Raw genomic sequence first — 23,894 nt, 5'->3', positions numbered from 1 at the left:
AGAGTACCTCCTAAAATTCTGCCAATTCGCGAATGGCTTGCTCTACTTTTTCCGCGTTCATCATGAAATACTTTTCCAACGGGGGCGCGTAAGGCATCGCCGGTACGTCAGGAGCCGCAAGACGCTGAACGGGCGCGTCAAGGTCAAACAAGCAATCTTCGGCAATGGTTGCCGCGGCTTCATTCAACACACTTCCCTCTTTGTTGTCTTCAGTGACGAGCAAAATTTTTCCTGTCCGACGCGCAGCTCTGACAATCGCCGCTCGATCCATAGGATAAATTGTACGCAAATCGAGCACGTGGGTGGATATCCCTTCCTCTTGCAACTTTTCGGCCGCTTCCAACGCAAAATGGACGCACATCCCATACGTCATCACCGTGACATCATCGCCTTCCCGCTTCACATCCGCCGTTCCGATAGGAACGGTGTATTCATCCTCGGGGACTTCGCCTTTAATCAAACGATAGGCTTTTTTATGTTCAAAAAACAGAACGGGATCAGGGTCACGAATCGCTGCTTTTAAAAGGCCTTTCACATCATACGGCGTCGACGGAGCAACTACTTTCAATCCGGGAGTGCTGGAAAACAACGCTTCTAAGGATTGGGAATGGTAAAGCGCTCCGTGTATGCCGCCGCCGTAGGGGGCACGAATCGTGATAGGCACGTGCCAGTCATTGTTGGAGCGATAGCGGATTTTCGCAGCTTCCGAAATAATCTGGTTGACAGCGGGGAGCATAAAATCGGCAAATTGCATTTCTGCCACCGGACGCAGTCCATACATGGCAGCTCCAATGCCCACACCGGCAATTGCCGACTCAGCCAAGGGGGTGTCAAGCACTCGGGTTGCTCCAAATTGTTCATACAATCCCTCTGTCGCACGAAACACGCCGCCTTTGGCAGCAACATCCTCGCCGAGGACGAAAACGCCGTCATCTTTTTCCATTTCCTCTTGTAATGCTGTCGTGACTGCACTGATATAATTTTTCGTCGCCATTCTACACCCTCCTCTCTTACTCGTGATACACGTGGTTCAAGGTTGATTCCGCTTCCGCGTACGCCGCATTTTCCGCGACTTCCGTCGCTTCATCGATTGAACGTTGGATTTTTTCATGTATGTCTTTTTCTTCTGTATCCGTCAATAAACCATAACCTTTTAAATAATCGACAAACGTAAAAATGCCATCCTTTCTCTTGGCATCGTCCACTTCCTCCCACTCACGATAGGAACGATCGTCATCGTCGCTCGAATGCGGGGTTAAACGATAAGACAAGCTTTCAATCAATGCCGGCCCTCCACCCGCGCGCGCGTTGTCGGCAGCTTTTTTAACCGCTTCATAGACAGCAAGCGGATCATTGCCGTCCACGGTTTCGCCGGGCATTCCATACGCGTAAGCTCGATCGGAAACACGTTCACTAGCGATTTGGCGATCGACGGGCACAGAAATCGCGTATTGATTGTTTTCGCAGAAAAAGATGACCGGCAAGCCATGCACGCCTGCAAAATTTGCGGCTTCATGAAAATCTCCTTGGTTCGAAGAGCCTTCGCCAAAAGAAGTGAGACAAACAAAAGGGTCCTCTTTAATCCTTCCTGCCAGGGCAATGCCAACTGCATGGGGCACTTGGGTAGTTACCGGAGAAGACCCCGTTACGATTCGATGCTTTTTACTGCCAAAATGGTTTGGCATTTGTCTCCCCCCGGAATTAGGATCTTCTGCTTTGGCAAATCCGGCCAGCATTAAATCTTTCACTGTCATGCCAAAGTGCAAGACCATCCCTACGTCCCGATAATACGGAAGAATGTAGTCGTTGTCTTTATCCAGTGCCGTCGCCGCTCCCACTTGTGCTGCTTCGTGTCCTTGGCAGGAAACGACGAACGGGATTTTTCCGGCACGGTTTAACAACCACATCCGTTCATCGATTTTACGAGCGGTCAGCATCGTTTTAAGCATCTCCAGTAATTGTTCCCGGTTTAATCCCAGCTTCTCGTGTTTTCCCTCGCTCATTGTTACCTCCTCCTATAAAGTGAAACTTCCATCAGAGGGGGCGGTTCATCCCCTCTGAGTGAATTAAGGTAGCCGGCTAAGAGCGCTACGTCCTGTGGCAACGCCGGCACTAGCACTTCCTGTGCGTCGCAATCGGGGTGTTAGTCGCCCGTTATCTCCCGTGCGGGGTTGAAGCGGGAGATTTAGGGGCGCTTATCACCGGGATAGATGAATGGCACGTCGGTCGGCGTGAAGTGCCGCTTCCTTAAACACTTCAGAGATGTTCGGGTGCGGGTGAACCGCCTCTGCCACTTCCCAATCGGCTGCATCCAGCATCATGGCAAGTGCCCCTTCGGAAATCAGTTCCGTTGCATTCGTTCCGATCATGTGGATCCCGAGCAAATCGTTGTTGGCTTCGTTGGAAATAAATTTGCAAAAGCCATCTGCATCACCCTGGATAAGTGCTTTTCCAATCGCACGAAGTGGAAACGTACCGATTTTCACATGAAAACCTTGAGCCTTTGCTTCCGTCTCGCTTAAACCGAGGGAGGCAACTTCCGGATGGCTATAGGTGCATCTCGGCATATGCCGTTCGTTTAATCCTGCAGGACTTTGCTCATTCATATGTGCAACAGCAATCATTCCCTGATGGGAAGCCACGTGGGCAAGTTCATACCCTTGCGTCACATCACCGATGGCGTACATGTGCGCTTCCTTTGTTTGCCCCCACTCATTCGTAACGATTTTGCCATCTTCGATCTGAATTTCCGTATTTTGAAGTCCGATATCGGTAATCGTTGCTTCGCGTCCGATGGAAACGAGCAAACTTTCTGCCGAGATCATATAATTTTCCCCATCCAGTACGACCTGCACTGCTACATGCTCACGTTCCACTTGCACCTCCTCTGTTTGCACTTCCGCATTTAAATAAACACGAACGCCTCTCTTTTCCAACTGTTTTTTCATTTCAACGGAAATATCCTCGTCTTCCCCGGGAAGCAAACGATCTTGTGCTTCCAACACAGTAACATCCACCCCAAAATCAATGAGCATAGATGCCCACTCCGTCCCGATCACCCCGCCGCCGATAATCGTCATTGAGGCAGGTAAACGTTCCATAAATAACGCCTCGTCCGATGTCATTACGTTTTCATGGGAAAAATCTATATCTTTGAGACGTCTTGGTTGTGACCCGGTCGCGATCAACACGTGTTTGGGAATGAGTACTTCGTTTTCCCTGCCATCCGTATATTCGATGGAAATACTGCCGGCACTCGGGGAAAAAATGGACGGCCCCAAAATACGTGCATGGCCTTCGAACACTTTAATATTTTCATTTTGAAGCAATTGGTGAACGCCGCCATGCAACTGATCGACGACGCTTTGTTTACGTTCCTGCACTTTTGAAAAATCAAGCGTTACGCCTTCCGTATCGATGCCGAACGATGCCGCCTCCCGTACCTCTCTATACACTTCCGCACTCCGCAACAGCGTTTTACTCGGAATACATCCTTTGTGAAGGCAGGTTCCGCCGAGCGCTTCTTTTTCAACGATGGCCACTCGGTTTCCGAGTTGAGCGGCGCGGATGGCAGCAACATAACCACCGGTGCCGGCGCCGATCACAACAAGATCATATTCATCGGCCATTGTTTTCCTCCTCCCTTTTTGCAACTGCTTCCTGCGAATTATTGTTTCAAAAATTATTCTTCGGCTCCCATATCCTCAGGACAAAATATCTTTCGGGTCTCTTACATAGGCATTTTTTGCTTTACGTACATTTTCGATCCGTTCTACCGCAAGTTGGTTAGCTGCTTGATGCGTAGGAATCCCATCGCGTTTGGCAATCTCAAACACCTTTGTCATTTGTTCATAGAGACCTTCAACGCTCTTCATGGCCCGTTCCCGGTTGTATCCTTGCAATTCATCGGCTACATGAATGACGCCTCCCGCGTTAATCACGTAATCCGGAGCGTAAAGAATGCCTTTTTCATGGAGCGCATCGCCATGACGAGACTGATGCAATTGATTGTTTGCCGACCCTGCAATAATCGAGGCGTGAATGCGATCCATCGTTTCATCATTAAGCACAGCTCCAAGGGCACAGGGGGCAAAAATATCGCATTCCACATCATAAATCTCTTCCGTCCCGACAGCACGAGCGTCAAATTCCTGCACCGCACGTTGGACCGTTGGCTCGTGAATATCGGTTACGACGAGGTTCGCGCCTTCCTTGTGCAAATGCTTGCACAGATGGTAAGCGACACTGCCGACCCCTTGTACGGCCACGGTTTTATCCGACAGTGCATCCGTTCCATACACTTCCTTCGCGCTCGCTTTCATTCCTACATATATGCCGTACCCCGTCAGCGGGGAAGGATTTCCGCCTCCGCCCGGTGTAGCAGGCGAACGTCCGGTCACATAATCGGTCTCCAAATGAATCGTATCCATATCCGGCTCTTCCATCCCTACATCCTCGGCTGTAATATAACGACCGCCCAAGCCTTGAATATAGCGACCGAATGCCCGTAATTTAGATTCGTTTTTCTCATGACGGCTATCTCCAATAATAACCGCTTTCCCTCCTCCCAAATTCAGGCCGGCTGCAGCGTTTTTATACGTCATTCCCTTTGCCAGTCGCAACACATCGACGAGCGCTTCCTCCTCATTTTCATACGGCCACATCCTCGTTCCCCCCAGCGCGGGTCCGAGGGTCGTATCATGGACAGCAATAATCGCTTTTAACCCCGAAGATTTTTCTTGGCAAAAGACGACTTGTTCAAAGTTTTCTTCCGACATATGTTCAAATAGATTCATGGTAAGGACCTCCTGAAAGCGTGATGGCTTATGAATAAAAACTGCAAAGACGATGCCAAAAAAGATGCTTCCAATGACGCGGTATCCACGGGAAAAAGCCTGCATTTTTTTTCATGCCATGATAATTATTGCATGCAATTTTTTTCAATCACAAAATGGATCACTTGTAAGGACGATAACATACGACGGTAACCATTTTAAGCGATTAGTTACGTTTTCCCAACCATTCCGTATTTCTCCAACTTATAATACAAGTTTCGCACGGAAATTCCCAGTGCGCGAGCCGTGGCAGTTTTATTTCCCTCGTGTTCGGCCAAAGCAGCCTTCAATTCCTGTCGTTCATAGACTGCCATTCGCTCGGCTAAGCTCCCGATCTGTTTTGCTTGTTCAGGGAGCGGTTGGTTGTAAGTTTGATTTGCGTTTGACAAAAGAGGCAAATGTTTATTCATCAACTCTTGATCAAGATAGTTCATATGAATCACTGCCCGCCCGAGAATGTTTTCCAGTTCACGGACATTTCCCGGCCAATCATAAGCGAGCAACTGTTGCATCGCCTGATCTGAAATCGTTACTACCTACCGACCATATGCCTGATTGATTTTATGTAGCAAATAATGACATAGCTCATGAATATCTCCCTGTCTGGCTTGTAAAGAAGGGATAAAATCGGCATTTTGTTTAATCGATAAAATAAATCCTCGCGAAAATCCCCCCGTTGGATGGCCGCTTCGAGGTGGTTGTTTGTAGCAGCAATGACGCGTACATTCACAGCTTTGGCTTTTGTTCTCCCACTCGCACGATTTCTTTCTCTAATATCGGCAAACGTATAGTTTGCTTCCAATCTCCGAATCTATTGTTTCGCCTGTTCCAATTCATTGGTTAATGCACGTATTTCAGAGACATCATGAAGAACGCCGACGCTGCCTTTCCATTCCCCATTTACGAGAAGCGGGGCCACATTCACGATCACGTCTTTCTTATGAGGCCCCACTTTCATTTGTGTCCCACGAATCGGCATTCGGGTATGCAAGGCACGCATATGCATGCTTTCTCCTTCATAAATGTCTGCAGTCGCCGGCTTGCCGATCACATCCTGTTCATTTAAGCCTGTCAAACGAGAATATGCGGGATTAACCATCAGTCCTTGTCCTTTTTCGTTTACCACCGATATTGCTTCGTCCGAGGAATGAATGATGGCCTGCAGCAACTGTTGCACGCTTTCCAAATCCGTAACTTTTGTAGCCATGTCCACCATATCCGTAACATCTTGAAAAACAGCCAATGCGCCGGCAAAATTGGCATTGATCCACAACGGAACCCTTGTGGTAACAATTTGACGTCCATTTGCAAACGTTTGTTGTTGATTCCCTTCCATTACGCGTGTTTGCAAAATTCGCAGAAGCTTACTTTCCGGCATGACGGAATGAATCAAATTTCCGATCGCCTCTTCTTGACTAATATCGGTCATTCGCGCAGCTGCTTGATTAAAAAGAAGCACCTTTTCGTTCTCATCAATCGCGATCATTCCATCATGGGTAGACTGCAAAACCGTATGGTGCAACCGCTCTTGATGACTGAGTTCGGCGATCCATTCATCTTTTCCAACCAGCAGTTGATAGAGCAATTGACAAACGTGGGCGGGCACAACCGCCGTTTGCACCCTCCGACGATCATTGCCCGTTTCAACCTTCTCCCCCCAATCGAAAAGGATTTCTCCTTTTACTATCCTTGATCTTTTCGTGACATGCAAGGAAAAAATGGGACATTGCCGCCAAACATGTTAAAATAAAGTGAAACTCCCATCAGAGGGGTGTCAACCGCCCGTCATCCCCCGCTTACGGGGTTGAAGCAGGAGTTTTCCGGGCGCTTACCACCCGGATAAAGAGAAACTTCTATCGAAAGTGTTTTGGAGGATCCGAAACATACGAAGAAAAGAGAGGGTTAACGATGCGGCTTGTTGCACTTATCATATTACTGATCCCTATTTTTTTTGCAGGCTTGGGCATCAAGTGGATGCGAGATGTGATATTCTCCATTCTTCATGATCCGTTTCCAAACTACGCCCTCCAATTTACAGGCGGGCTTGTGCTTTTCATCGCCGGATTAGCGTTTATCGGCGGTTTTATTTTTCATCGTGATCGTAAAAACAACAAAGTTGCTCCCCGTTTTCAGAAGACAAACGATCATGGTTAACGTTTAAAGCCATCCACCAACGCTTGATACCGTCCCAGCCAATCCAAACGATCACCGTTGCTGGATGGCGCTTCGATTAATTTTGCCACGTCTTTCACATCCACGATTTCCGAACCAAACCACAGCTGTATAAGCGACAACCCGCCAATGTCCGTCTTTCCTTGTGCCATCGCTTCTTCCATGCTTTTAGCGCCACTGAGCATAAAAATGGTCCCATCACTGACGGAACGCGCGTACAAAATCGCCGTCTCTTCCACCCCTGCAAAGCCCTCGCACGTCGTGGACGTTAATTGTAATTGTTCCAACCAAGCGATCGAGGCTTGATCATGACCGTCATGGGTTAACGGAACGACGAGCTGGGCACCTTCCGTAAGGTCTTCTCTTTGGAAATAGCTGAAATGACCAAGGATCACATCGGGGTAAAACCCCATTTTCCTCGCCATTTGACACGCGCGGTCAATAACGATAATAAATGGGTTTATTTTTTTTAAATAACGTTTTGCGATGAAAAGCGCACGTTCGTCGCCGTTTGTCGGGGCAATGATGAGAAGTGGCCTGCGCCCGGTCGCCGTCGCGGCGGCTTTTTCCATTAACTTGGAAAACTGATCCAGCTGCGCCTCGGCTTCTTGCAAAGAGTTTTTAAAAAAACGGTGGAAGGCGTCGGCTCGCAACGACGCTGCTCGTGCTTTTAACATATCTATTCGTTCAGGGTCATAGCCCTTCAAAGCAGCCATCCGTTTCCATTTCCCGTCCCCATTCCTCATATACAACGATTGATTCGTAATGCGAGCTTGACGCCCTTGGTGCAGTTTATAAAAATCTTGCTTGGCTTGTAGGTCAAATACAGGAATGCCGGCTTCCAGGAAGCGCTCAACACCGTGATGGTCAAAGTTCCCTGTCATAGATGTCTTTCCATTTACGATCGCTTTAATGCCTTTTTTCCATAGCTGTTGCAAATGAAGATGGGACAAGTCTTCCAAATGAACGACGATAATCTTTCCTTTATACGAAGCTTTCCACTCAAATTCCAAATGATGAATCTTTCCTTCGATCGACCCTATCCTCATGTTTTCCCCCCTTTACCCGCTGTTAACCATCAGTATGTCCAAAAACCGGATGTTCTATCTTGCCGTCCAACAAAGCCTTTTTAATAAAGTGAACCTTCCATCGGAGCGTTTTTATACAATCGATAAGCGACCGATACCGTTGTGTTGTCCGTCAAATATATTCCTAGGGAGATGCCTGCATTAGGTCGTGTAGGTGTCGGAGGTGTCCGCTTTGTACGAGCACTTTTTTTGTTGGCGATAAATTCCACCGCAAGTTTTAGAGCAAAACAAAAAACCCCCATATTAACGGATAGGCATCCGATACATGGGAGGACGTGGCTTTACTATACCGTTTTAACTCACCTTATGTTCAATCCGCAATTTGTCGGCGACCATCGCGATGAATTCGGAATTCGTTGGTTTAGCTTTGGACATGCTCACCGGCATGTCAGGCGTTTCACGTGTTTCACGGGCGAATAATCGTGCTATGTTTACTGGTATGCATCCGTACATTTAACGGTAAAAAATACCGTTCATTTACAGGATGATTATACGTGAAAGCATATGATAATACAAGCGTTATTTGTAATTCCCCGCAAATTTGTAACCGAACGGACTGTTACCCATGAAGCGCAAACTAATTTCGCTGTATGTCGATTCTCTGCACGAAAAAAACCCCGCGCAATTAAGCGCCGGGCGGACTTTCTAAATCTATCTCAACTTCGACACTTTCGCCAAGTTCTTCGCGTGGCCGTTTTAAGCCCCTGTTCCTCAACATAAACGAAGGCGGAAATCTTGACAAAAATTTAATATAATGACACTTTATATTTAGGAAAATGTAACCAAGGAGAGGATACTATGAAGAATGTATTAATCATTGTAGGAGCAATCGTTTTAGCGGTGTCTGCGTATTTCCTGGGGAAAAGTAGTGAAAGTGTCGCAATAGGAGAGGAAAAATATGGGTACGAGGAATTAGTTTCAGAAAAAAAGGGGATAAGCGAACAAATAGAAGATTTAAAGTCCGACCGTTCAGAAATTGTCCAAGACATAAACCGTCTTGACGAAGAGGCGGAGGAAAAAAGCGATGAAATCGACGAGGCGCTTGAAATTTATAATGATCGTGAAGAGATAGAGGAGGACATAAACGAAAAAGAAGGCATTCTCGAAGACTTGGGGGAGGAGGTAGTCGAAAAAGAATCTGAAATAGCTGAACTAAACGAAATCGGGGACGAGCCTATTACGCTTAGTGCCGGTCATTATGAAGTGGGCGAAGATTTGGAGCCTGGGCGATACGTAGCCGAGGTGGACGGTGGAGGTAGCGGTAATTTCTTCTCACGTAATGAAGCTGGTAGATCGAATTTTGGCGTTACTCTCGGTGAGGGGGAAAGACGGGAAAGCGAGTACGTATTTCAAGCAGAACCCGGCGACCAATTAGAATTGAACACATCGACTTCTTTTACAGAAGTAGAATAGGTTTCAATAACTAAACGAAATGTGAAGCAAAAAAAATCCCCGTGCGATTAAAGCGCGGGTTTTTCGTTTAATTACATAACTTCTTCGGGTTTCGATTTCGTATCCGGACTGTAAACTACCGCCGCCCGTGACAATGCGTTACAAATGGCGCAAGCGTGGCGGCGGTGTGGCGTTGGCTTGCGTGTACAGTGGGCGCGTATACATGCACGCTGACATGCGCACACCTATACACATACACGCGTATACATACGCACACGTACGCATATACCTGCACACCTCGCCTGCCGTGCGAAGCCTTCCGAAACTCGAGGGTCAAAGCGAATAGTTATTCATTATTTTATGCAAGTCAAGCGAAGTATTCAACGAACAAGAACGCTGATTCTTCGCCTGTTTTCGATTGCATAAAATTAAAGCGAAAAGTAAACGTAAAGAAAGTAAGTAAGTAAAACGTTGATTTAAAGGCATTCTCGAAAGTGATCGAACTTAACAAAACGGGAAAACGTAAAGTTCGTTATGCAGTGTTTTGTATGCATATACACGGCCGCGTATACCCCCCAAGCGCCCCCTTCGCATAGCGCTTATCTGCCGTCAAAAACTATCGTATAATTTTTCAATCTCGAGGCGTGTAACATCGTAATTTGGGCGTAAATATATCGAAATTTCAACGTCAAAAAACCGGCCGTGTAACATCGAAAATCAAGCGCAATTTGGGGCGAAAAAATCGCCCCGTGTAACATTCGTTTTTACGCTTTTCTACCGTCCGTTTTCACGATTCGATGATCGAGCGCATTATTCATTTCTTCCGGAAAAACCGTATATTTATTGCCGTCTGCTTCGGCATGGTCGCGATGATTCCACGCAATAGAATGATTAGCTGCTCGCGGGCTACCAACTTTATCGCGGTAATTATTGTTCGTCTGCCGGGCGGTTTCGTTTACTAGTTCCTTGCAATCATAACGCAATTGGCCGTAGTCTTTCAACGCTTCCAAGTACGCTAGTTTGGCCGACTCAATCGCTTTTAACTTGTCATCAACTTCGGCATTATAACGGTCATCGGCGGCTTGCTTGGCGGTCTGTATAGCCTTGATTGCGGCTTGCTTTTCGTCTTCACCGTTCATTTGCCGGGCACGCTTCGCCCTTTCCTGTGCGCCGTTCAACGCCATTTCGATTTCGGCTACGCGCTTGCGGCAAGCTGTTTCTTTCTTTTCGTTGGCCGCGGTAGGGTTGCGCAAAGTCTCGTCCATTAAACTGGTCAGCTTGCCCTTTTCCTGCGCCAACTCGTCGGCCAACTGCTCGGCCTTGGTGGTGTGTGTCGCCACGGCTTCGCTACGTGCTGCTTTGATTTCGTCGTAGTCTTTAATTGCGTCGCTTACATTTTTTGGAATATATACGTTTGTCATTTTATCGCTTCCTTTTCGTTAATTAATTAATTAGTTTTTGCGGTTGTGTGAACCGGTATTTAAGCAAGTTCCAGCGCCCTTTTAGCGTCACTGCTTCGTCCAGGGCGGCAAGCCCGTCGTCTATCACTGCGCTCTCCGGCGCCGTTAAGTCGTTTTCGTCGCTAAACGCGGCCAGTTGCCACGAATCAAACCGGCCCAACGTGCGCACGGTCTGCCGGAAAAGTTGCGGGTTTTTGGGCGCTTCTACGTCCAGCAATTCGAAGCCAATTTCTTCGGCGGCGGTCGCGTCTAGGTGCGCGGTTAGTTGTATTGGGGCTCCTTCGCGACTGTCAACACGTCGCAACGCCCTTTGCATTCCGTCATGCAGCGCCTCGTTGGCCGTTTTTGTTGCCGTTTTTGATTATGTACACGTCGCTATCTTGCGTGCCGTTTACGTCGGTTACAAGCCAGCTAAGGGCGCTATATTTAACGCCCTCGCAGTAGGCAATATAGATGTTATTGCGCATTTTCGTCACGGGCGGCGCGCGACTTGATGTCGTTATCTAAGCGCACCACCTCGCTAAAATTCTTGGCGTCGTATGCCGCCTGTAATTCGGCTTTTAAGTCGTCGGTGCTTTGGTCGGCTGGGTCGGGCGGCGTTAGTTGCTTTAAATCGTTAGACAACCGCACAACCTCCGCCACGTTTTTGGCTTCCTTTGCTTCGGCCAACTGCGTTTTTAGTTCGTTGTATATTTCGCTCATTTTATCGCTAGGCTCCTTCGTTTATGATATGGTCATAACCAGCTTCGCGGGCTAGTTCGGTTGCTTCTTCGAATATTCGCAATTTAACTATGTACTGCGGCAAGTCACGGAAAATAACGCTTCTGTTCGTCAATACTTCGCCGGTCGTGCCGTCCAATAATTTGTAATCGGCGCAACTAGTGGCACCGGGTAAGTAGTTAACGTGCTGTTTTACGATACAACTGCGCAAGTTATCGGTTCTTTCACCATTCGTTTATTACTGCGAACAAGTCGTGTCCTCTAATGGCGTCTTCCGCAAGTAACCGCAACTCTTGCCGCGGTTCTTTGGCGATGTGATTCACGCCGTAAACGTTAACGGGCATGTCGACGGTTTCATTGGCCTTGTTGCGTAATTCTTCCGACTTTAAGAAGCCGTGAAGCCCCGCAATGTGAAGGCGGGTAACTTCCGGCGGCAACTCGGCCACGATTTGCGGCAAAAGGTCAAGAAACTTGCGACGTTTGCCGCGGTCGTCGTCCGCAAGGTAAACTGATCCAACTTTATAAAGCGAGTAACTTCCGGCGTCTAAACGCCGTTGTACGTGAATACCAGCGCCAGTGTCCGTTATGGCTACTAAACAATGCGCAATTATTTCATTATCCATCGAACTCCATCCCCCAACGTTTCATCATCCGTTCTTGTTGGCGCGCTACTTCGCTAGGCGTTCACGGCGAAGGTGATTGCGTGTTAAACTCGTTGTAATTCACAATTTGGCGGCCTGCACCGTCGTCACTTTCGCCACTCCTGCCAGCTATATGCGCATTATCAAGAGCCCGAAACAAATTCGCCTGCTGCCCCTCCGTAAGCACCATTTTGCAAAAGCCGAACGTCTACTTCGTTATGTAACGGCGAGGCGGCTTGAAGTTGCCGCGCGGTACGTTGACGTAATTGTTCTAACGCGTCGTCGCCGGTGCCGCCGTCGTGTAGTTTTGGCCGGCCAGCAACGCCGCCAGTGTGCATTTCTCTTTCTTGGGCGAAGTCATTCACCAATTAAACGAAATATTATCGAACGGCGCTTGACAGGGCGCCCTTTTTTGCGCGACGATGAATTTAACAAATCGTGGGAGTTGGTCAATTTTAGCGAAGTGAAGCCGATTAAAAAGAAAACGTACATAAACGCCATTAAACGATCCTTGCACGGCCGCAATCGCTTACTTTTTATCGTCGGTATAAACTCCGGTTTACGTGTATCCGACTTATTAAAGCTGAAAGTTGGCGACCTTCGCGGCGACTACGTACAAATTCGCGAGGGCAAAACCGGAAAGACGAAAAAATTTGCGCTTAATGACGCGATTAAAAAGGCGGTTAAGGAACTTGTTCCAGCTGATGCCAGCGACGATGATTTTGCTTTTCCGTCGCGAAAGGGCGGCGGTAAAAAGGCCCTGAGCCGCCAGCAAGCGTACAACATACTAAATGAAGCCGTTGAACGTGCCGGGTTGTCTGATAAAATCGGCGCTATTGGCACACACTCAATGCGCAAGGCTTGGGCGTACGCCGCTTACCAAAACGGAACGCCGATGCCCTTGCTTATGAAAGCGTTGAACCACGCGAGCCAACGCGAAACACTTCGCTACATAGGCGTAGAGCAAGAACAAATTGACGAAGTACATGCGCAAGTAAATTTGTAGCGAAGCACGGCCGCCTTGACCGGCGGTTTTTTTGTGAAAAAGGTGACACATTTCGCCGCCACACCTTGCGCACGTGCGCGTAATGCTTCGATTGGAACCTTGGGGTTCCGATTTAACCTAACTCTTGCCACACCTTGCGCGCGTCATTTTAACCACGCCGGCAAGTCGGCCACGTCGCCACTAATGTCCGGCAACTCCTCCACGTAGCAATCATATAACGCATTCTTGACCGCCTTGTAAAAATAACCGGCAAACTCGCCGCGCAACTTGCCTTGTTTAAGCGCAAATATGCAGCGTTTCAGCGTCGCCGTGATTTCCGATGTGTATAGCCGTAAGGTCGTGGTCGAGCCCTCCTGTGCGCTTAAATGCCGCCTGCACGCGCTTGTATAGCTTCGTGGTTGTGACGGCGTCGAAGAATGGACGTGCTTGTGCCGCGAATGCTTCCGGAACGGGTGCATAAGTGGCGTCTAGGTCGTCAGCGTGTTCGCCGACGTACTTTGCTTGGCGGTAAGTTTCGCGGTTTCCAAAGCCTGATTGTTCCGCTACCTCACCGTCAGTTCTATGGTTGCCAAGATTTTGTCTACCTTTCCCACCGTCGCTCATCCGTTCCTTCGCCTTCGCGCGTTCCAACTTTTCCAACTCCCGCGCGGCTTCCAAGCGTTCACTAAACGAAAAGTCCTGGCGGTTCTCGCGCGCGCCCGCGTTCGACTCTTTGTCTTTATATGTGTAACTAGCTTGTTTAACAGCGCTTGCTTGCGCGTCAATATTCGACACTTCACCGCCTGTTTCGTCAACTGTTTCGGCTTCCTCGCGGGGTGTCACGGACGGGGTGACATTCGGGGTGACGCAATAGATATTATGCCCACTTCCGCCTAGCCAGGCGCCCACTGAGCGTGTTGTTTCGTGCCTCTCGATCATGCCGCGGTCAACCAATTGTTTAACGGCACGCTTTATTGTACGGCTACTGTAACCGGTATTTTTCGCAATCGTGGCATACTTATCGCACCGTACGCCGATGCCGCTTAAATGGGCGCTGTTAACCGACGCACGGTGTAAATATTCGTACACGGCGACTGCGGCCGGTGTTAGTTCGTGTTTATGGGCGTACAAATTAGCGCGTACGGCTTCGTTTAATTGGTCGGTCGTTTCGAAATGAGATAAGCGTTTGTATTCTGTCGGTGCTGCGTTTGTTAGTGTCGTCATTTTTAACGGCTCCTTCGTTTTGGAGCGCCGCCGCAATAAACGAATGTACGTTCGATTCGCAAGTTATACCTGCCGAATATTGACATTGCCGCTTTTTTTGCGTACAATGAACGTACAATTATTTGGTTTGAACCGTGTTGGCGCACGGTCGGGCGTTCCGTTTGGCGGCGGGCGCCCCTTTTTTATTTTTATTTCTCGAATGCGTGCGTATTTTTCTAAATATTCAACTTGTCCATCGGTGAATGTCGTTGATATTTCTGGCCTAGTTCACCTTCGTCAAAATCAAGGTAAACTTTCGTGGTTTCTGCATTTGAATGCCCGAGGATACGCGACAACGAAATAATATCCCCGCCGTTAAGCAAATAATATTTCGCAAAGTTGTTGCGTAACTGGTGAGGCGTAATATCAACGCCTAACTGCCGGCCGATACCTCGCAACGTCTTTTCATACGACGACGGAGTAAGTTTTGTGCCGCGATTGGTCGGGAATAACAATTCACTGTCGCAATACCGATCACGGTAATATACCCACCGTCTTAACTCCTGTTTTAATTTCGGCGAAAAAAATACGAACCGTTCTTTTTTGTTTTTGGGATTCCGCACATGAATCGCTTTATTTTTAAAATCAATATCGTCGGGAACCAAATCAAGGCATTCACCTATACGCATCCCGGTATCCAATAACAAGCGCGTGATGGTATATGATCGGTAGCCATAAAATGATGTAATATCAAACGAACGCATCAGCGCTTTTAATTCTTGCTCGCTTAACAGTTGTTTTTTCTTGCGACTCGGTTTAATATTTTCGATGGGCTTCGCCGGATTGGTTTTAATTTCGCGTTCTTCCTTGAGATAACGGAAAAACACTTTAAGATTCCGCACGTAATTTCCTATGGTTGCGTCGCTTATCTCCTTGCCAATGTCCGGCCTATTTTGCGGGCTGTTGGCCTCTCGCGTAAATTCTTCGCTAACGACGGTGTACTTGCCGCGTTCTCGTAAATACTTGATGTAGGCGCGTATGTGTTCTGTCTTAACGTCTTTCGCATTCGTAACGCCTTTCACGTCCTCCAAGTAATGCGCAAACAGCCGTACCGATTGCTCGTAGCTGGCCATTGTTTTCCGTGACAACATTTTGCTTTCACAATGCAACATAAAATCGTCTAGCTTAACGTCAATATCTCTAAACACGCAAAAAAACCTCCCACATACCGGATACATCCGATACATAGGAGGTTCCTTTCCGTGTTTGTCGGCAAGTAAATTGTATTTACCGGCAAAACAAACAGAAATTTACCGTCTGATTATTCGTTGAAAACCCCGCCACATAGGCGCTTAACTCACCTTATGTTCAATCCGCAATTTGTCGGCGACCATCGCGATGAATTCGGAATTCGTTGGTTTAGCTTTGGACATGCTTACCGTGTACCCAAAGTAATGGGAGATGGAGTCAATGTTTCCACGACTCCAGGCAACTTCGATCGCGTGCCGAATCGCTCTTTCTACGCGGCTGGCCGTTGTGTTGTATTTCTTGGCAATATCCGGATACAATTCTTTCGTGATCGAACCGAGCAATTCGATATTGTTATACACCATTGTAATCGCTTCCCGCATGTACATATACCCTTTAATATGTGCTGGAACACCAATTTCATGTATAATGCCGGTGATGCGTTGGTCCAAGTTGATGCTTGGTTGTTTCACATTGCCCATTTCTTTGCTTTTCCCGGATACTGTGACTTGTGGATCCGGTTGGCCGCTGAGGTCCCTAATCGTATCAATCAGCATGTCCATGTCAAACGGCTTTAGCACATAATAAGCAGCACCATGGTTCACCGCCTTTTTCGTTACATCTTCCTGTCCAAACGCGGTTAACATTAAAACTTTCGGCAATTTTTCCCCATTATTATTTTGTAATCGTTCCAAAACAGCAAGGCCGTCAAGATATGGCATGATGATATCAAGAATAAGTACATCCGGTTGCTTCTCCTCTACGACCTGCAAGCAGTCTTTGCCATTGTAAGCTACTCCGGAAACTTCCATATCGTCTTGCAAGGATACATATTCTTCCACCATTTGCACTAAATCGCGATTATCATCAGCAATACAAACTTTGATTGGTTCCAATTCATTGTTCCTCCTTCGAAATTAACTTGTCCCAAATCCCTCATACTTGATTATCCATAAATTGAAAAGAAAATCAATCAAATAACTGAATTTACTTTATTATCTATAAAAATCCGTCAAAATTCTTTCCAAAACGAATCATTATGACGCTCTTTTGTCGAAAATTCTTTTCGCCTTTGATGGCATTGGCATGAAAGGAGGGCAAAGGCGTACTCGGAAGCCGAGGCACACTTGGCTTCGGTATGAAAAAGAAAACGAAACGCAACAACTAAGCCGAAGAAAAGACAGCATCGGCATGACAAAAGAGCATAGAAGTGCTGAGAAGCCGAAGCAGCAGCCTCCGATTCACCGAAAGCTGCTCATGGCTCAATCAAATTGAATTGTTGGTTTAGCATTTCCAGTCCGTGCTCTAATCAATCCAGCGCCAGCTTCCATTCCGTTGAAGACTTGACTTATCGAGTAACGCACTATATCGATTATTATCATTGATTTCCAGCCACTCCCCCCTCGTGCAAGACAAGCGCTTCGGGGCCTTGGCTCATCCGTTTCCACAAAAGTTTTCGCCATTGAAGCGCCATCCTTCGCATTTTGAGCATAAGGGCAAGAGTTTAGCAGTGAGGGACCACTTTTTCTTGGATTTTTCTCTTGCAATTCAAGCGAAACCCCTTGGAACAGAAAAAATACTTCCTTTTTCAGCAGCCTCGAATTAGCTTGCCTTTCTTTTTTCTTCCGTATCAATGCCGGCCTCATCCAACATCCATTCGATATGAGAACCGTATCCTGTGGCTGCATCGTTCACAAATACATGGGTAACGGCACCGATGATTTTATCATTTTGAATGATCGGGCTACCGCTCATTCCCTGCACAATGCCCCCAGTCTTCTCAAGAAGACGGTCATCGGTTACTTTTAAGACCATCCCCTTGGTCGCCGCGTGTTTTTGTGGACTTGAACGGATAATATCCACATCAAAAGCCTCAACTTCTTCGTTTTCCACCACGGTCATAATTTTCGCCGGTCCTTCTTCTACTTCTTCCGCATACGCGATTGGCATCGATTCCTGTCCTTCATTTCCCAAATCATGTCCTTTGTTTAATTGCCCATAAATGCCGAATGTGTTGTTTTTCGTAATCGTGCCAAGCACCTCTTGTTTGTTGGCTATGGATGCTTGTTTCTCACCGGGTGTCCCGCTTTTCCCTCTTTCGATCGATTTTACGGATGAGCGTGTGATCTCTCCTTCATGAATGGAAACCGGGCGTTTTGTATCAATATCAGCGATCACATGCCCCAGTGCTCCGTATTGCCTCGTGGCCGGATCAAAAAAAGTCATTGTTCCCACACCGGCAGACGAGTCCCGAATGTACATCCCCAACTGCTTGGCGTCCTCGGAAGCTTTGATGCTTGGCTGGACGGTTTTTTCTACTTTTTCTCCATTACGTATAAGTTCGATTTGAATGGCTTTCGAGGTATCCGGGGAACGTAAGATTGACGTGACTTCTGTCAAATCTTCCACCGGTTGCTGATCGATCTTGACAATAATGTCCCCTTTTTGGATTCCTGCCGCTTCCGCAGGCGATTGCTGTCCTTGTTCCGTATGAAGCGCGTGGAAACCGACAACCATGACACCTTGTGCGCTTAACCGCACGCCGACGGACTGCCCTCCCGGGGTAACCTCAACTCTTGGCTCCTTGTTTTTCGTTATATTTTTGATCGGTGTAGAACCCGCCGTCACCTGAATCGCATCTTCTTTTTTATCTTCTACGGAAAACATCGAAGGTACTTTCGATTCGAAGCTTTCTATGGCGGAGGTCTCCTCACCGGGCATCATTGTAAGTTGATCCGGAAGCTGTATCCACGATTGTACCGGCTGCAAAAATCCTAGGCTCATGACAGCAATGAGTAAGATCGCGCCTATTATTTTTCGTTTTTTGTCGGATTTCACCCTCGCTCACACTCCTCACTCCCGCCCGCACATAGCGTTCGTACTTATAATGTTGCCTTGCGGGAGTCGGATTATAACTTGCGACAAATAAAAATACCGACCTTAATTGGTCGGCTTTGCGAATTCATGGCAGTATCAAGATGCCATGACAGATCATGTCATGATGTTGCAAGATCCAAAAGTTCACGCGCGTTTTCTCGCGTTTTTGTCGTTACCTCGCTTCCCGATAGCATACGTGCCAACTCATCGACACGTGCAGTGTCGTCAAGATCGGTTACCGTTGTGTGTACACGTCCTTCTTTTTCCTCTTTGGCTATATGCATATGCGTCGATGCCAGCGCCGCGACTTGCGGCAAATGGGTGATGCAAAGCACTTGGGTTTCAGCGTTGGCGATCGCGGCAATTTTTTCTCCAATGGCTTGCGCGACCCGTCCGCTTACCCCTGTATCCACTTCATCAAAAATCAACGCTGTCCGTTGCGATGAATTTGACAATATCCGTTTGAGCGCGAGCATAATTCGAGAAATTTCGCCGCCTGAGGCAATTTTTATCAAAGGTTTCTCAGGCTCTCCGGCATTAGGCGACATATAAAACTCCAAACGTTCTTGCCCGTCTTTTGTAAATGTTTTTACCTGACCGTCACTCTGCACTTCTTCTCCTTGAAATGGAGCTTGAAAAGCCACGGAAAATCGCGTTTTCTCCATAAACAGATCAGCCAGTTCGCGTTCAACTGCTTCCGAAAGCGTTTTTGCAGCTTCTCTTCTTCCCGCTGTAAGAGCATTTGCTGCAGAAAAAAGCTCCGCGGCCTTTTCTTTTAATTCCTCTTCATATTGGCGGATGTGCTCATCCAAATTTACAAGTGCTTCTTGTTCCTCGGCGATTTCTTCGGAAAAGGCCAATATTTCTGTAATTGATCCCCCGTACTTTCGTTTCAGTTGGTCGATTTCATCCAAGCGCCTTTCGATTTGCTCCAAACGCGCCGGATCAAAGTCGAGCTGATCGATGTGTTCCCGGATGGAATAAGAAGCTTCTTCAATCATATAAAAACTGGAATCCACTTGTTCGCTCGTTTGAACTAATGCAGGGTCAATATCGCTAGCCTCTTTCAGATGGCCGGCGGATTCTCTGATCCATTCCAACCCTTTGCCCTCATCATGTAAATAGGTGTAGGCATATTGCAGGAGCTCGTATAATTTCTCTGCATGTGCCAATTTATAGCGTTCTTGTTCCAACTGCTGTTCTTCATCGGGTTCGGATAATGCTGCTTGTTCAATTTCTTCCAGTTGGTATTGAATGAGGTCAAGCCGCTGAATATTTTCACGATCGCTGTTCCGTAAACGTTGCAATTCATTTTTAATCGACAAATACTTTTCATAGCGATCTTCATATTCGGATTTTAACGCAGACAATGTCGAATCCGCGTATGCATCGACCAATCCACTGTGCTTGTCCATTTGTAACAATTCCTGATGTTCATGCTGCCCATGGATATCCACCAATGTTTGTCCAATCGACCGCAACGTCGTTAAGGTAACCAGATGCCCGTTGACTCTGCAGACGCTCTTTCCTTTTCGGGAGATCTCTCTCTTTAAAACGATCATTCCCTCTTCACACTCGATGCCGGCAGAAGCCATACGTTCATAGGCCAAATGGTCGCTTGACACGATAAACAGACCTTCGATTTCCGCTTTTTTACTTTCATGGCGCACAAAATCTACAGAACCGCGACCGCCCGCCAACAAACCGAGGGCATCGATAATGATCGATTTTCCCGCTCCCGTTTCCCCAGTAAGCACGGTTAATCCTGATCCAAATGGAATCGTCAGTTCTTCGATGATCGCAAAATTTCGAATCGTCAGTTCTTCGAGCAATCCTAACACCTTCTTTTTAGAAAAACTTGACTTATCGCCAAGGATGGCGAAAGTCAAAGTCTTTCTTATACTATCATCCGAACAATTTATTCTTTCTGATAGTGTAAAAAAACTTGGCACATTGCCAAATTTTTTCTTCTCCCATGATCCGACATACCTGTACCATTTAAAGCATCCCCAAGATTCGGTCGGTAAGCGCTGGAGATTGTTCTGCTTTTTTACAAATAATAAGGATTGTGTCATCCCCACAGATCGTCCCCATAATCTCCTCCCAGTTCAAGTTATCGATCAATGCTCCAATCGCGTGGGCATTTCCGGGTAATGTTTTCAGCACAATTAAATGATCGGAGTAATCAATGCTAACGAAACTGTCAAAAAGATGCTTCTTCAGCTTTTCTTCGGGATTAAAGCGTCTGTCTGCCGGGAGGCTGTATTTATAACGACCGTCCTGGGTCAACACTTTTACGAGATGCAATTCCTTGATATCTCTGGAGACGGTCGCTTGAGTTACGTTAAATCCTGTTTCCAGTAATTGAAAAACGAGTTCTTCTTGGGTGTCTACTTCTTGTTCATTTATAATCTCACGTATTTTTACGTGACGTTGTCCCTTTGTCATGGCATCCACCCCATAAAAATGTAGCGTTGCCTTGATTATACCTGTAAATGTATATTTATGCTACTCAAGAGGAAGGGTTCACCGTTTTGGCAATGCATTCCACGGGAATGGCTTTTGCTTCCTTCGACTTCCGCAAATAAAGCAAGTACTCGATGTTTCCTCCGCTGCCTGTAATCGGCGACACATGCAACCCGGACGGTTGCAACCCGGATGCAATGCTTGCTTTCATCACGGCTTCAATGACACGTGAGTGAATCGATCGGTCGCGAACGATTCCCTTTTTGCCTACTTCTTCTCGCTCTGCTTCAAATTGTGGTTTGATCAAAACACATGCCTCTCCATGCTCAGATAAAACCTCACTCATCTTAGGCAAAAGGTGTTTCAATGAAATGAAAGACACATCACACACAGCAACATCCGGGGCCCCATGGGCAAATTCCGACGCCTTGACATACCTGAAATTCAGGCGCTCCAACACATGCACGCGTGGGTCGGAACGCAATCCCCAATCCAACTGATTGTAGCCGACATCAACGGCATACACGCTTTTTGCTCCGTGTTGAAGCGCGCAATCGGTAAACCCCCCCGTAGAGGCGCCCACATCGAGCACGATTTTGCTTTCCATCTTAATCGGGAAGACTTGTAACGCCTTTTCAAGTTTGAGTCCACCCCTGCTCACGTATGGATGGATATCACCTTTCAGATAAAGGGGGCGATCAGGATCCAACTTCATGCCCGGTTTTTCGATACGTTCTTCCTCCGTATAAACGAGGCCGGCCATAATCGACCGCCTCGCTTTTTCCCGTGTCGAGAGTACCCCTTTCTCAACGAGTAAAACATCCGCTCGCTCTTTTTTCTTCATTGTCAATATTAGCTGCAATTGCTTGCAGCTCTACTCCTTTTTTTCATGCGCGTTGTTTCTTTCTAGGAACCATTTCATTAATGGACTTCGCAACCTCAGACGCTGTAAGTCCCAGTTCTTCATACCAGTTTTTGGGGTCCCCGTGTTCGATATAACGATCGGGAAGGCCCATTCGTTTTAATTGCAAGCCTGTATGGTTTTGATCGTTTAAATATTCGAGAACGGCGCTTCCGAAGCCACCTTTTAAAACAGCTTCTTCCATCGTGAGAATCGGAATGTTTTCATGGGCGATTTGATCCAGCCGTTTATCATCCAAGGGCTTCGCGGAGTTGGCATTTATGACACGAGTGGAGATCCCTTGTTTTTCCAACTGTGCAGCCGCTTCTTTTGCAATCGGCAACATCGTGCTGAACGCGAGGATCACGGCATCATTTCCTTCTTGTTCCACCGGCCATTCACCGATAGGCAAGAGCTTTAATTCCTCATCCATCTCCACGCCTAGTCCGTTCCCGCGCGGAAAACGAACAGCCATTGGACCGGCATCGTTGGCGACGGCAGTATGAATCATATGCTGCAACTCATTCTCATCTTTCGGAATGACGATCTTCATATTCGGCAAATGCCTGAGATAAGCGATATCGAAGACACCCTGATGGGTCTCGCCGTCTCCGCCGACGAGCCCGGAGCGGTCAATACCGAAGACAACGTTCAAATTTTGACGGCATACATCATGAACGAGCTGATCATATCCCCTTTGTAAAAACGTGGAATACACACCGAACACAGGCTTCATTCCCTGGGTGGAAAGGCCGGCGGACATCGTTGTGGCGTGCTGTTCCGCGATTCCGACATCAAACATTCGTTCCGGGAATTTCTTTGCAAATTTATCGAGTTTCGTCCCGCCCGGCATTGCCGCTGTCAACGCGACGAGCCGATCGTCCTTTTCCGCGATCTTCGCGAGTGTATCGCTAAAAACGGCACTATATGCAGGCGGACCTGATTTCTTTATCATATCTCCGGACTCTATTTTGTACGGTCCGGGGCCATGCCAGGCTCCGCTCGCGTCTTCTTCGGCGGGCTTGTACCCTTTCCCTTTCTTTGTAACTACATGCAGGAGCACAGGGCCCTTCGTACGTTTTGCATAGGTCAAATTGCTGTGAAGCTCATCAAAGTTGTGTCCATCGATCGGTCCGAGGTACGTAAAACCCATTTCCTCGAAAAAAACACCGGAGACGAGCAAGTATTTGAGGCTACCTTTCAATCGATCGGCTGTCGCGCTTAACGCACCGCCGAAGGCCGGAATTTTTTTGACAAAGTACTCAAGATCCTCTTTCGTTCTGCGATAGCCGCCTGTTGTACGCAAACGACCGAGCATATTATGCATGGCGCCAACGTTGGGCGCGATGGACATTTCATTATCGTTCAAAATAACGGTCATGTCCGTTTGTTCATGGCCGATATGGTTCATGGCTTCCAACGCCATGCCCCCGGTGAGCGCTCCATCTCCAATGACGGGAAGGACGTTGAAATCTTCGCCTTTCAAATCCCGGGCTGTAGCCATTCCCATCGCTGCAGAAAGGGAGGTTGAACTATGGCCCGCCTCCCAAACATCGTGTTCACTTTCGTCTCGTTTCGCATATCCGCACAAACCCCGGAATTGCTTTAACGAATCAAAACGGTTCGCTCGCCCCGTCAGGATTTTATGAACATATGTCTGGTGTCCGACATCCCAAATGATTTTATCCTTCGGGCTATCATACAGTTTATGGAGCATAAGCGTTAACTCTACAACACCCAGGTTCGGCCCCAAATGTCCGCCTGTAACGGATAGTTTTGAAATTAAGAACGAACGAATATCTTCGGCAAGCTCGTCCAATTGTTTGCGTGATAAACTTTTTAGGAACCCAGGGTTCTGAATGGTTTCCAAATCCATGCGCAAACCCTCGCTTTCGTTTAAATCTGT

General features: G+C 47.4%; 26 protein-coding genes and 1 pseudogene. 3 read left to right on the top strand and 24 right to left on the bottom strand.

The window, feature by feature from the left end; translation table 11 throughout:
- Nucleotides 1-10: 10 nt before the first annotated feature.
- The 7 genes from DT065_RS01460 to DT065_RS19215 all read right to left on the bottom strand — a co-directional run bounded on the left by DT065_RS01460 (nucleotide 11) and on the right by DT065_RS19215 (nucleotide 6,456).
- Entirely contained in the window at nucleotides 11-994 is a 984-nt protein-coding gene (locus tag DT065_RS01460) for an alpha-ketoacid dehydrogenase subunit beta (protein ID WP_114370227.1), read from the bottom strand.
- Nucleotides 995-1,010: 16 nt separating this feature from the next.
- Nucleotides 1,011-2,003, bottom strand: coding sequence for a thiamine pyrophosphate-dependent dehydrogenase E1 component subunit alpha (locus DT065_RS01455; RefSeq protein WP_114370225.1), 993 nt, complete (start codon nucleotides 2,001-2,003; stop codon nucleotides 1,011-1,013).
- Between the two features lie 195 nt (nucleotides 2,004-2,198).
- Nucleotides 2,199-3,629: a dihydrolipoyl dehydrogenase gene (gene lpdA, locus DT065_RS01450; RefSeq protein WP_114370224.1), complete on the bottom strand. Its 1,431-nt coding sequence runs from the start codon at nucleotides 3,627-3,629 to the stop codon at nucleotides 2,199-2,201.
- Between the two features lie 75 nt (nucleotides 3,630-3,704).
- Entirely contained in the window at nucleotides 3,705-4,796 is a 1,092-nt protein-coding gene (locus tag DT065_RS01445; protein WP_114370222.1) for a Glu/Leu/Phe/Val dehydrogenase dimerization domain-containing protein, read from the bottom strand.
- Between the two features lie 209 nt (nucleotides 4,797-5,005).
- The gene (locus tag DT065_RS19225) at nucleotides 5,006-5,362 is read right to left on the bottom strand and encodes a helix-turn-helix domain-containing protein (RefSeq protein ID WP_472511552.1); all 357 of its coding nucleotides are present in this window, start codon (nucleotides 5,360-5,362) and stop codon (nucleotides 5,006-5,008) included.
- 5 nt (nucleotides 5,363-5,367) lie between these two features.
- Nucleotides 5,368-5,637, bottom strand: coding sequence for a sigma 54-interacting transcriptional regulator (locus DT065_RS19220; RefSeq protein WP_227002694.1), 270 nt, complete (start codon nucleotides 5,635-5,637; stop codon nucleotides 5,368-5,370).
- Between the two features lie 9 nt (nucleotides 5,638-5,646).
- On the bottom strand, nucleotides 5,647-6,456 hold the full coding sequence (locus DT065_RS19215; RefSeq protein WP_227002693.1) for a PAS domain-containing protein: 810 nt from the start codon (nucleotides 6,454-6,456) through the stop codon (nucleotides 5,647-5,649).
- 287 nt (nucleotides 6,457-6,743) lie between these two features.
- On the opposite strand from DT065_RS19215, the gene DT065_RS01435 reads away from it, so the two are divergent.
- A complete protein-coding gene (locus DT065_RS01435) occupies nucleotides 6,744-6,989 on the top strand; it encodes a DUF2627 domain-containing protein (RefSeq protein WP_114370220.1) in 246 nt (81 codons plus the stop codon).
- On the opposite strand, the gene DT065_RS01430 is transcribed toward DT065_RS01435, so the two are convergent.
- Together DT065_RS01430 and DT065_RS01425 are read right to left on the bottom strand one after the other, a co-directional pair.
- Entirely contained in the window at nucleotides 6,986-8,056 is a 1,071-nt protein-coding gene (locus tag DT065_RS01430) for a hypothetical protein (protein ID WP_114370218.1), read from the bottom strand. The genes DT065_RS01435 and DT065_RS01430 overlap by 4 nt on opposite strands.
- Nucleotides 8,057-8,389: 333 nt before the next feature.
- Nucleotides 8,390-8,476 (bottom strand): annotated as a pseudogene (locus DT065_RS01425) (sporulation transcription factor Spo0A); the annotation flags it as partial.
- A 417-nt stretch (nucleotides 8,477-8,893) separates the two neighbouring features.
- On the opposite strand from DT065_RS01425, the gene DT065_RS01420 reads away from it, so the two are divergent.
- Nucleotides 8,894-9,508 (top strand): hypothetical protein, encoded by a 615-nt coding sequence (locus tag DT065_RS01420; RefSeq protein ID WP_114370216.1) that lies wholly within the window; start codon nucleotides 8,894-8,896, stop codon nucleotides 9,506-9,508.
- A gap of 743 nt (nucleotides 9,509-10,251) precedes the next feature.
- On the opposite strand, the gene DT065_RS01415 is transcribed toward DT065_RS01420, so the two are convergent.
- From DT065_RS01415 to DT065_RS19210, 6 genes are all read right to left on the bottom strand, one after another.
- Nucleotides 10,252-10,908, bottom strand: a complete 657-nt coding sequence (locus DT065_RS01415; RefSeq protein WP_114370214.1) for a hypothetical protein — start codon at nucleotides 10,906-10,908, stop codon at nucleotides 10,252-10,254.
- A 22-nt stretch (nucleotides 10,909-10,930) separates the two neighbouring features.
- Entirely contained in the window at nucleotides 10,931-11,263 is a 333-nt protein-coding gene (locus DT065_RS01410) for a hypothetical protein (protein WP_114370212.1), read from the bottom strand.
- Between the two features lie 140 nt (nucleotides 11,264-11,403).
- Entirely contained in the window at nucleotides 11,404-11,649 is a 246-nt protein-coding gene (locus DT065_RS01405; RefSeq protein WP_114370211.1) for a hypothetical protein, read from the bottom strand.
- Nucleotides 11,650-11,656: 7 nt separating this feature from the next.
- On the bottom strand, nucleotides 11,657-11,878 hold the full coding sequence (locus DT065_RS18695; RefSeq protein WP_160112352.1) for a hypothetical protein: 222 nt from the start codon (nucleotides 11,876-11,878) through the stop codon (nucleotides 11,657-11,659).
- A 13-nt stretch (nucleotides 11,879-11,891) separates the two neighbouring features.
- Nucleotides 11,892-12,290 (bottom strand): hypothetical protein, encoded by a 399-nt coding sequence (locus DT065_RS01400; RefSeq protein WP_114370209.1) that lies wholly within the window; start codon nucleotides 12,288-12,290, stop codon nucleotides 11,892-11,894.
- Nucleotides 12,291-12,451: 161 nt separating this feature from the next.
- The gene (locus DT065_RS19210; protein ID WP_227002692.1) at nucleotides 12,452-12,646 is read right to left on the bottom strand and encodes a hypothetical protein; all 195 of its coding nucleotides are present in this window, start codon (nucleotides 12,644-12,646) and stop codon (nucleotides 12,452-12,454) included.
- Between the two features lie 74 nt (nucleotides 12,647-12,720).
- Here DT065_RS19210 and DT065_RS01395 point away from each other — a divergent pair, with 74 nt between their 5' ends.
- Nucleotides 12,721-13,314 carry a site-specific integrase gene (locus DT065_RS01395; RefSeq protein WP_227002691.1) on the top strand — a complete coding sequence of 198 codons (594 nt, stop codon included), beginning with the start codon at nucleotides 12,721-12,723 and terminating at the stop codon, nucleotides 13,312-13,314.
- A gap of 276 nt (nucleotides 13,315-13,590) precedes the next feature.
- Here DT065_RS01395 and DT065_RS01390 read toward each other — a convergent pair whose 3' ends face one another.
- From DT065_RS01390 to dxs, 9 genes are all read right to left on the bottom strand, one after another.
- Nucleotides 13,591-14,517: a helix-turn-helix domain-containing protein gene (locus tag DT065_RS01390; RefSeq protein WP_114370207.1), complete on the bottom strand. Its 927-nt coding sequence runs from the start codon at nucleotides 14,515-14,517 to the stop codon at nucleotides 13,591-13,593.
- A gap of 215 nt (nucleotides 14,518-14,732) precedes the next feature.
- Nucleotides 14,733-15,704, bottom strand: a complete 972-nt coding sequence (locus DT065_RS01385) for a tyrosine-type recombinase/integrase (protein ID WP_227002690.1) — start codon at nucleotides 15,702-15,704, stop codon at nucleotides 14,733-14,735.
- Between the two features lie 144 nt (nucleotides 15,705-15,848).
- Nucleotides 15,849-16,640, bottom strand: coding sequence for a sporulation transcription factor Spo0A (spo0A, locus tag DT065_RS01380; RefSeq protein WP_114370205.1), 792 nt, complete (start codon nucleotides 16,638-16,640; stop codon nucleotides 15,849-15,851).
- 366 nt (nucleotides 16,641-17,006) lie between these two features.
- The gene (locus tag DT065_RS01370) at nucleotides 17,007-17,378 is read right to left on the bottom strand and encodes a hypothetical protein (RefSeq protein WP_114370201.1); all 372 of its coding nucleotides are present in this window, start codon (nucleotides 17,376-17,378) and stop codon (nucleotides 17,007-17,009) included.
- Nucleotides 17,347-18,582, bottom strand: a complete 1,236-nt coding sequence (spoIVB, locus tag DT065_RS01365; protein WP_114370199.1) for a SpoIVB peptidase — start codon at nucleotides 18,580-18,582, stop codon at nucleotides 17,347-17,349. The genes DT065_RS01370 and spoIVB overlap by 32 nt, the downstream gene beginning before the upstream one ends.
- A gap of 158 nt (nucleotides 18,583-18,740) precedes the next feature.
- Entirely contained in the window at nucleotides 18,741-20,453 is a 1,713-nt protein-coding gene (gene recN / locus DT065_RS01360; RefSeq protein WP_114370197.1) for a DNA repair protein RecN, read from the bottom strand.
- 166 nt (nucleotides 20,454-20,619) lie between these two features.
- Nucleotides 20,620-21,069, bottom strand: a complete 450-nt coding sequence (ahrC, locus tag DT065_RS01355; protein WP_114370195.1) for a transcriptional regulator AhrC/ArgR — start codon at nucleotides 21,067-21,069, stop codon at nucleotides 20,620-20,622.
- A 64-nt stretch (nucleotides 21,070-21,133) separates the two neighbouring features.
- Entirely contained in the window at nucleotides 21,134-21,931 is a 798-nt protein-coding gene (locus DT065_RS01350) for a TlyA family RNA methyltransferase (RefSeq protein WP_114370193.1), read from the bottom strand.
- 43 nt (nucleotides 21,932-21,974) lie between these two features.
- Nucleotides 21,975-23,864, bottom strand: coding sequence for a 1-deoxy-D-xylulose-5-phosphate synthase (gene dxs / locus DT065_RS01345; protein WP_114370191.1), 1,890 nt, complete (start codon nucleotides 23,862-23,864; stop codon nucleotides 21,975-21,977).
- Nucleotides 23,865-23,894 lie beyond the last annotated feature (30 nt).

This window comes from Salicibibacter kimchii (assembly GCF_003336365.1).
GTDB classification, from domain to species: Bacteria; Bacillota; Bacilli; order Bacillales; family Marinococcaceae; genus Salicibibacter; species Salicibibacter kimchii.
This window is presented reverse-complemented; position numbering and strand designations above follow the sequence as displayed.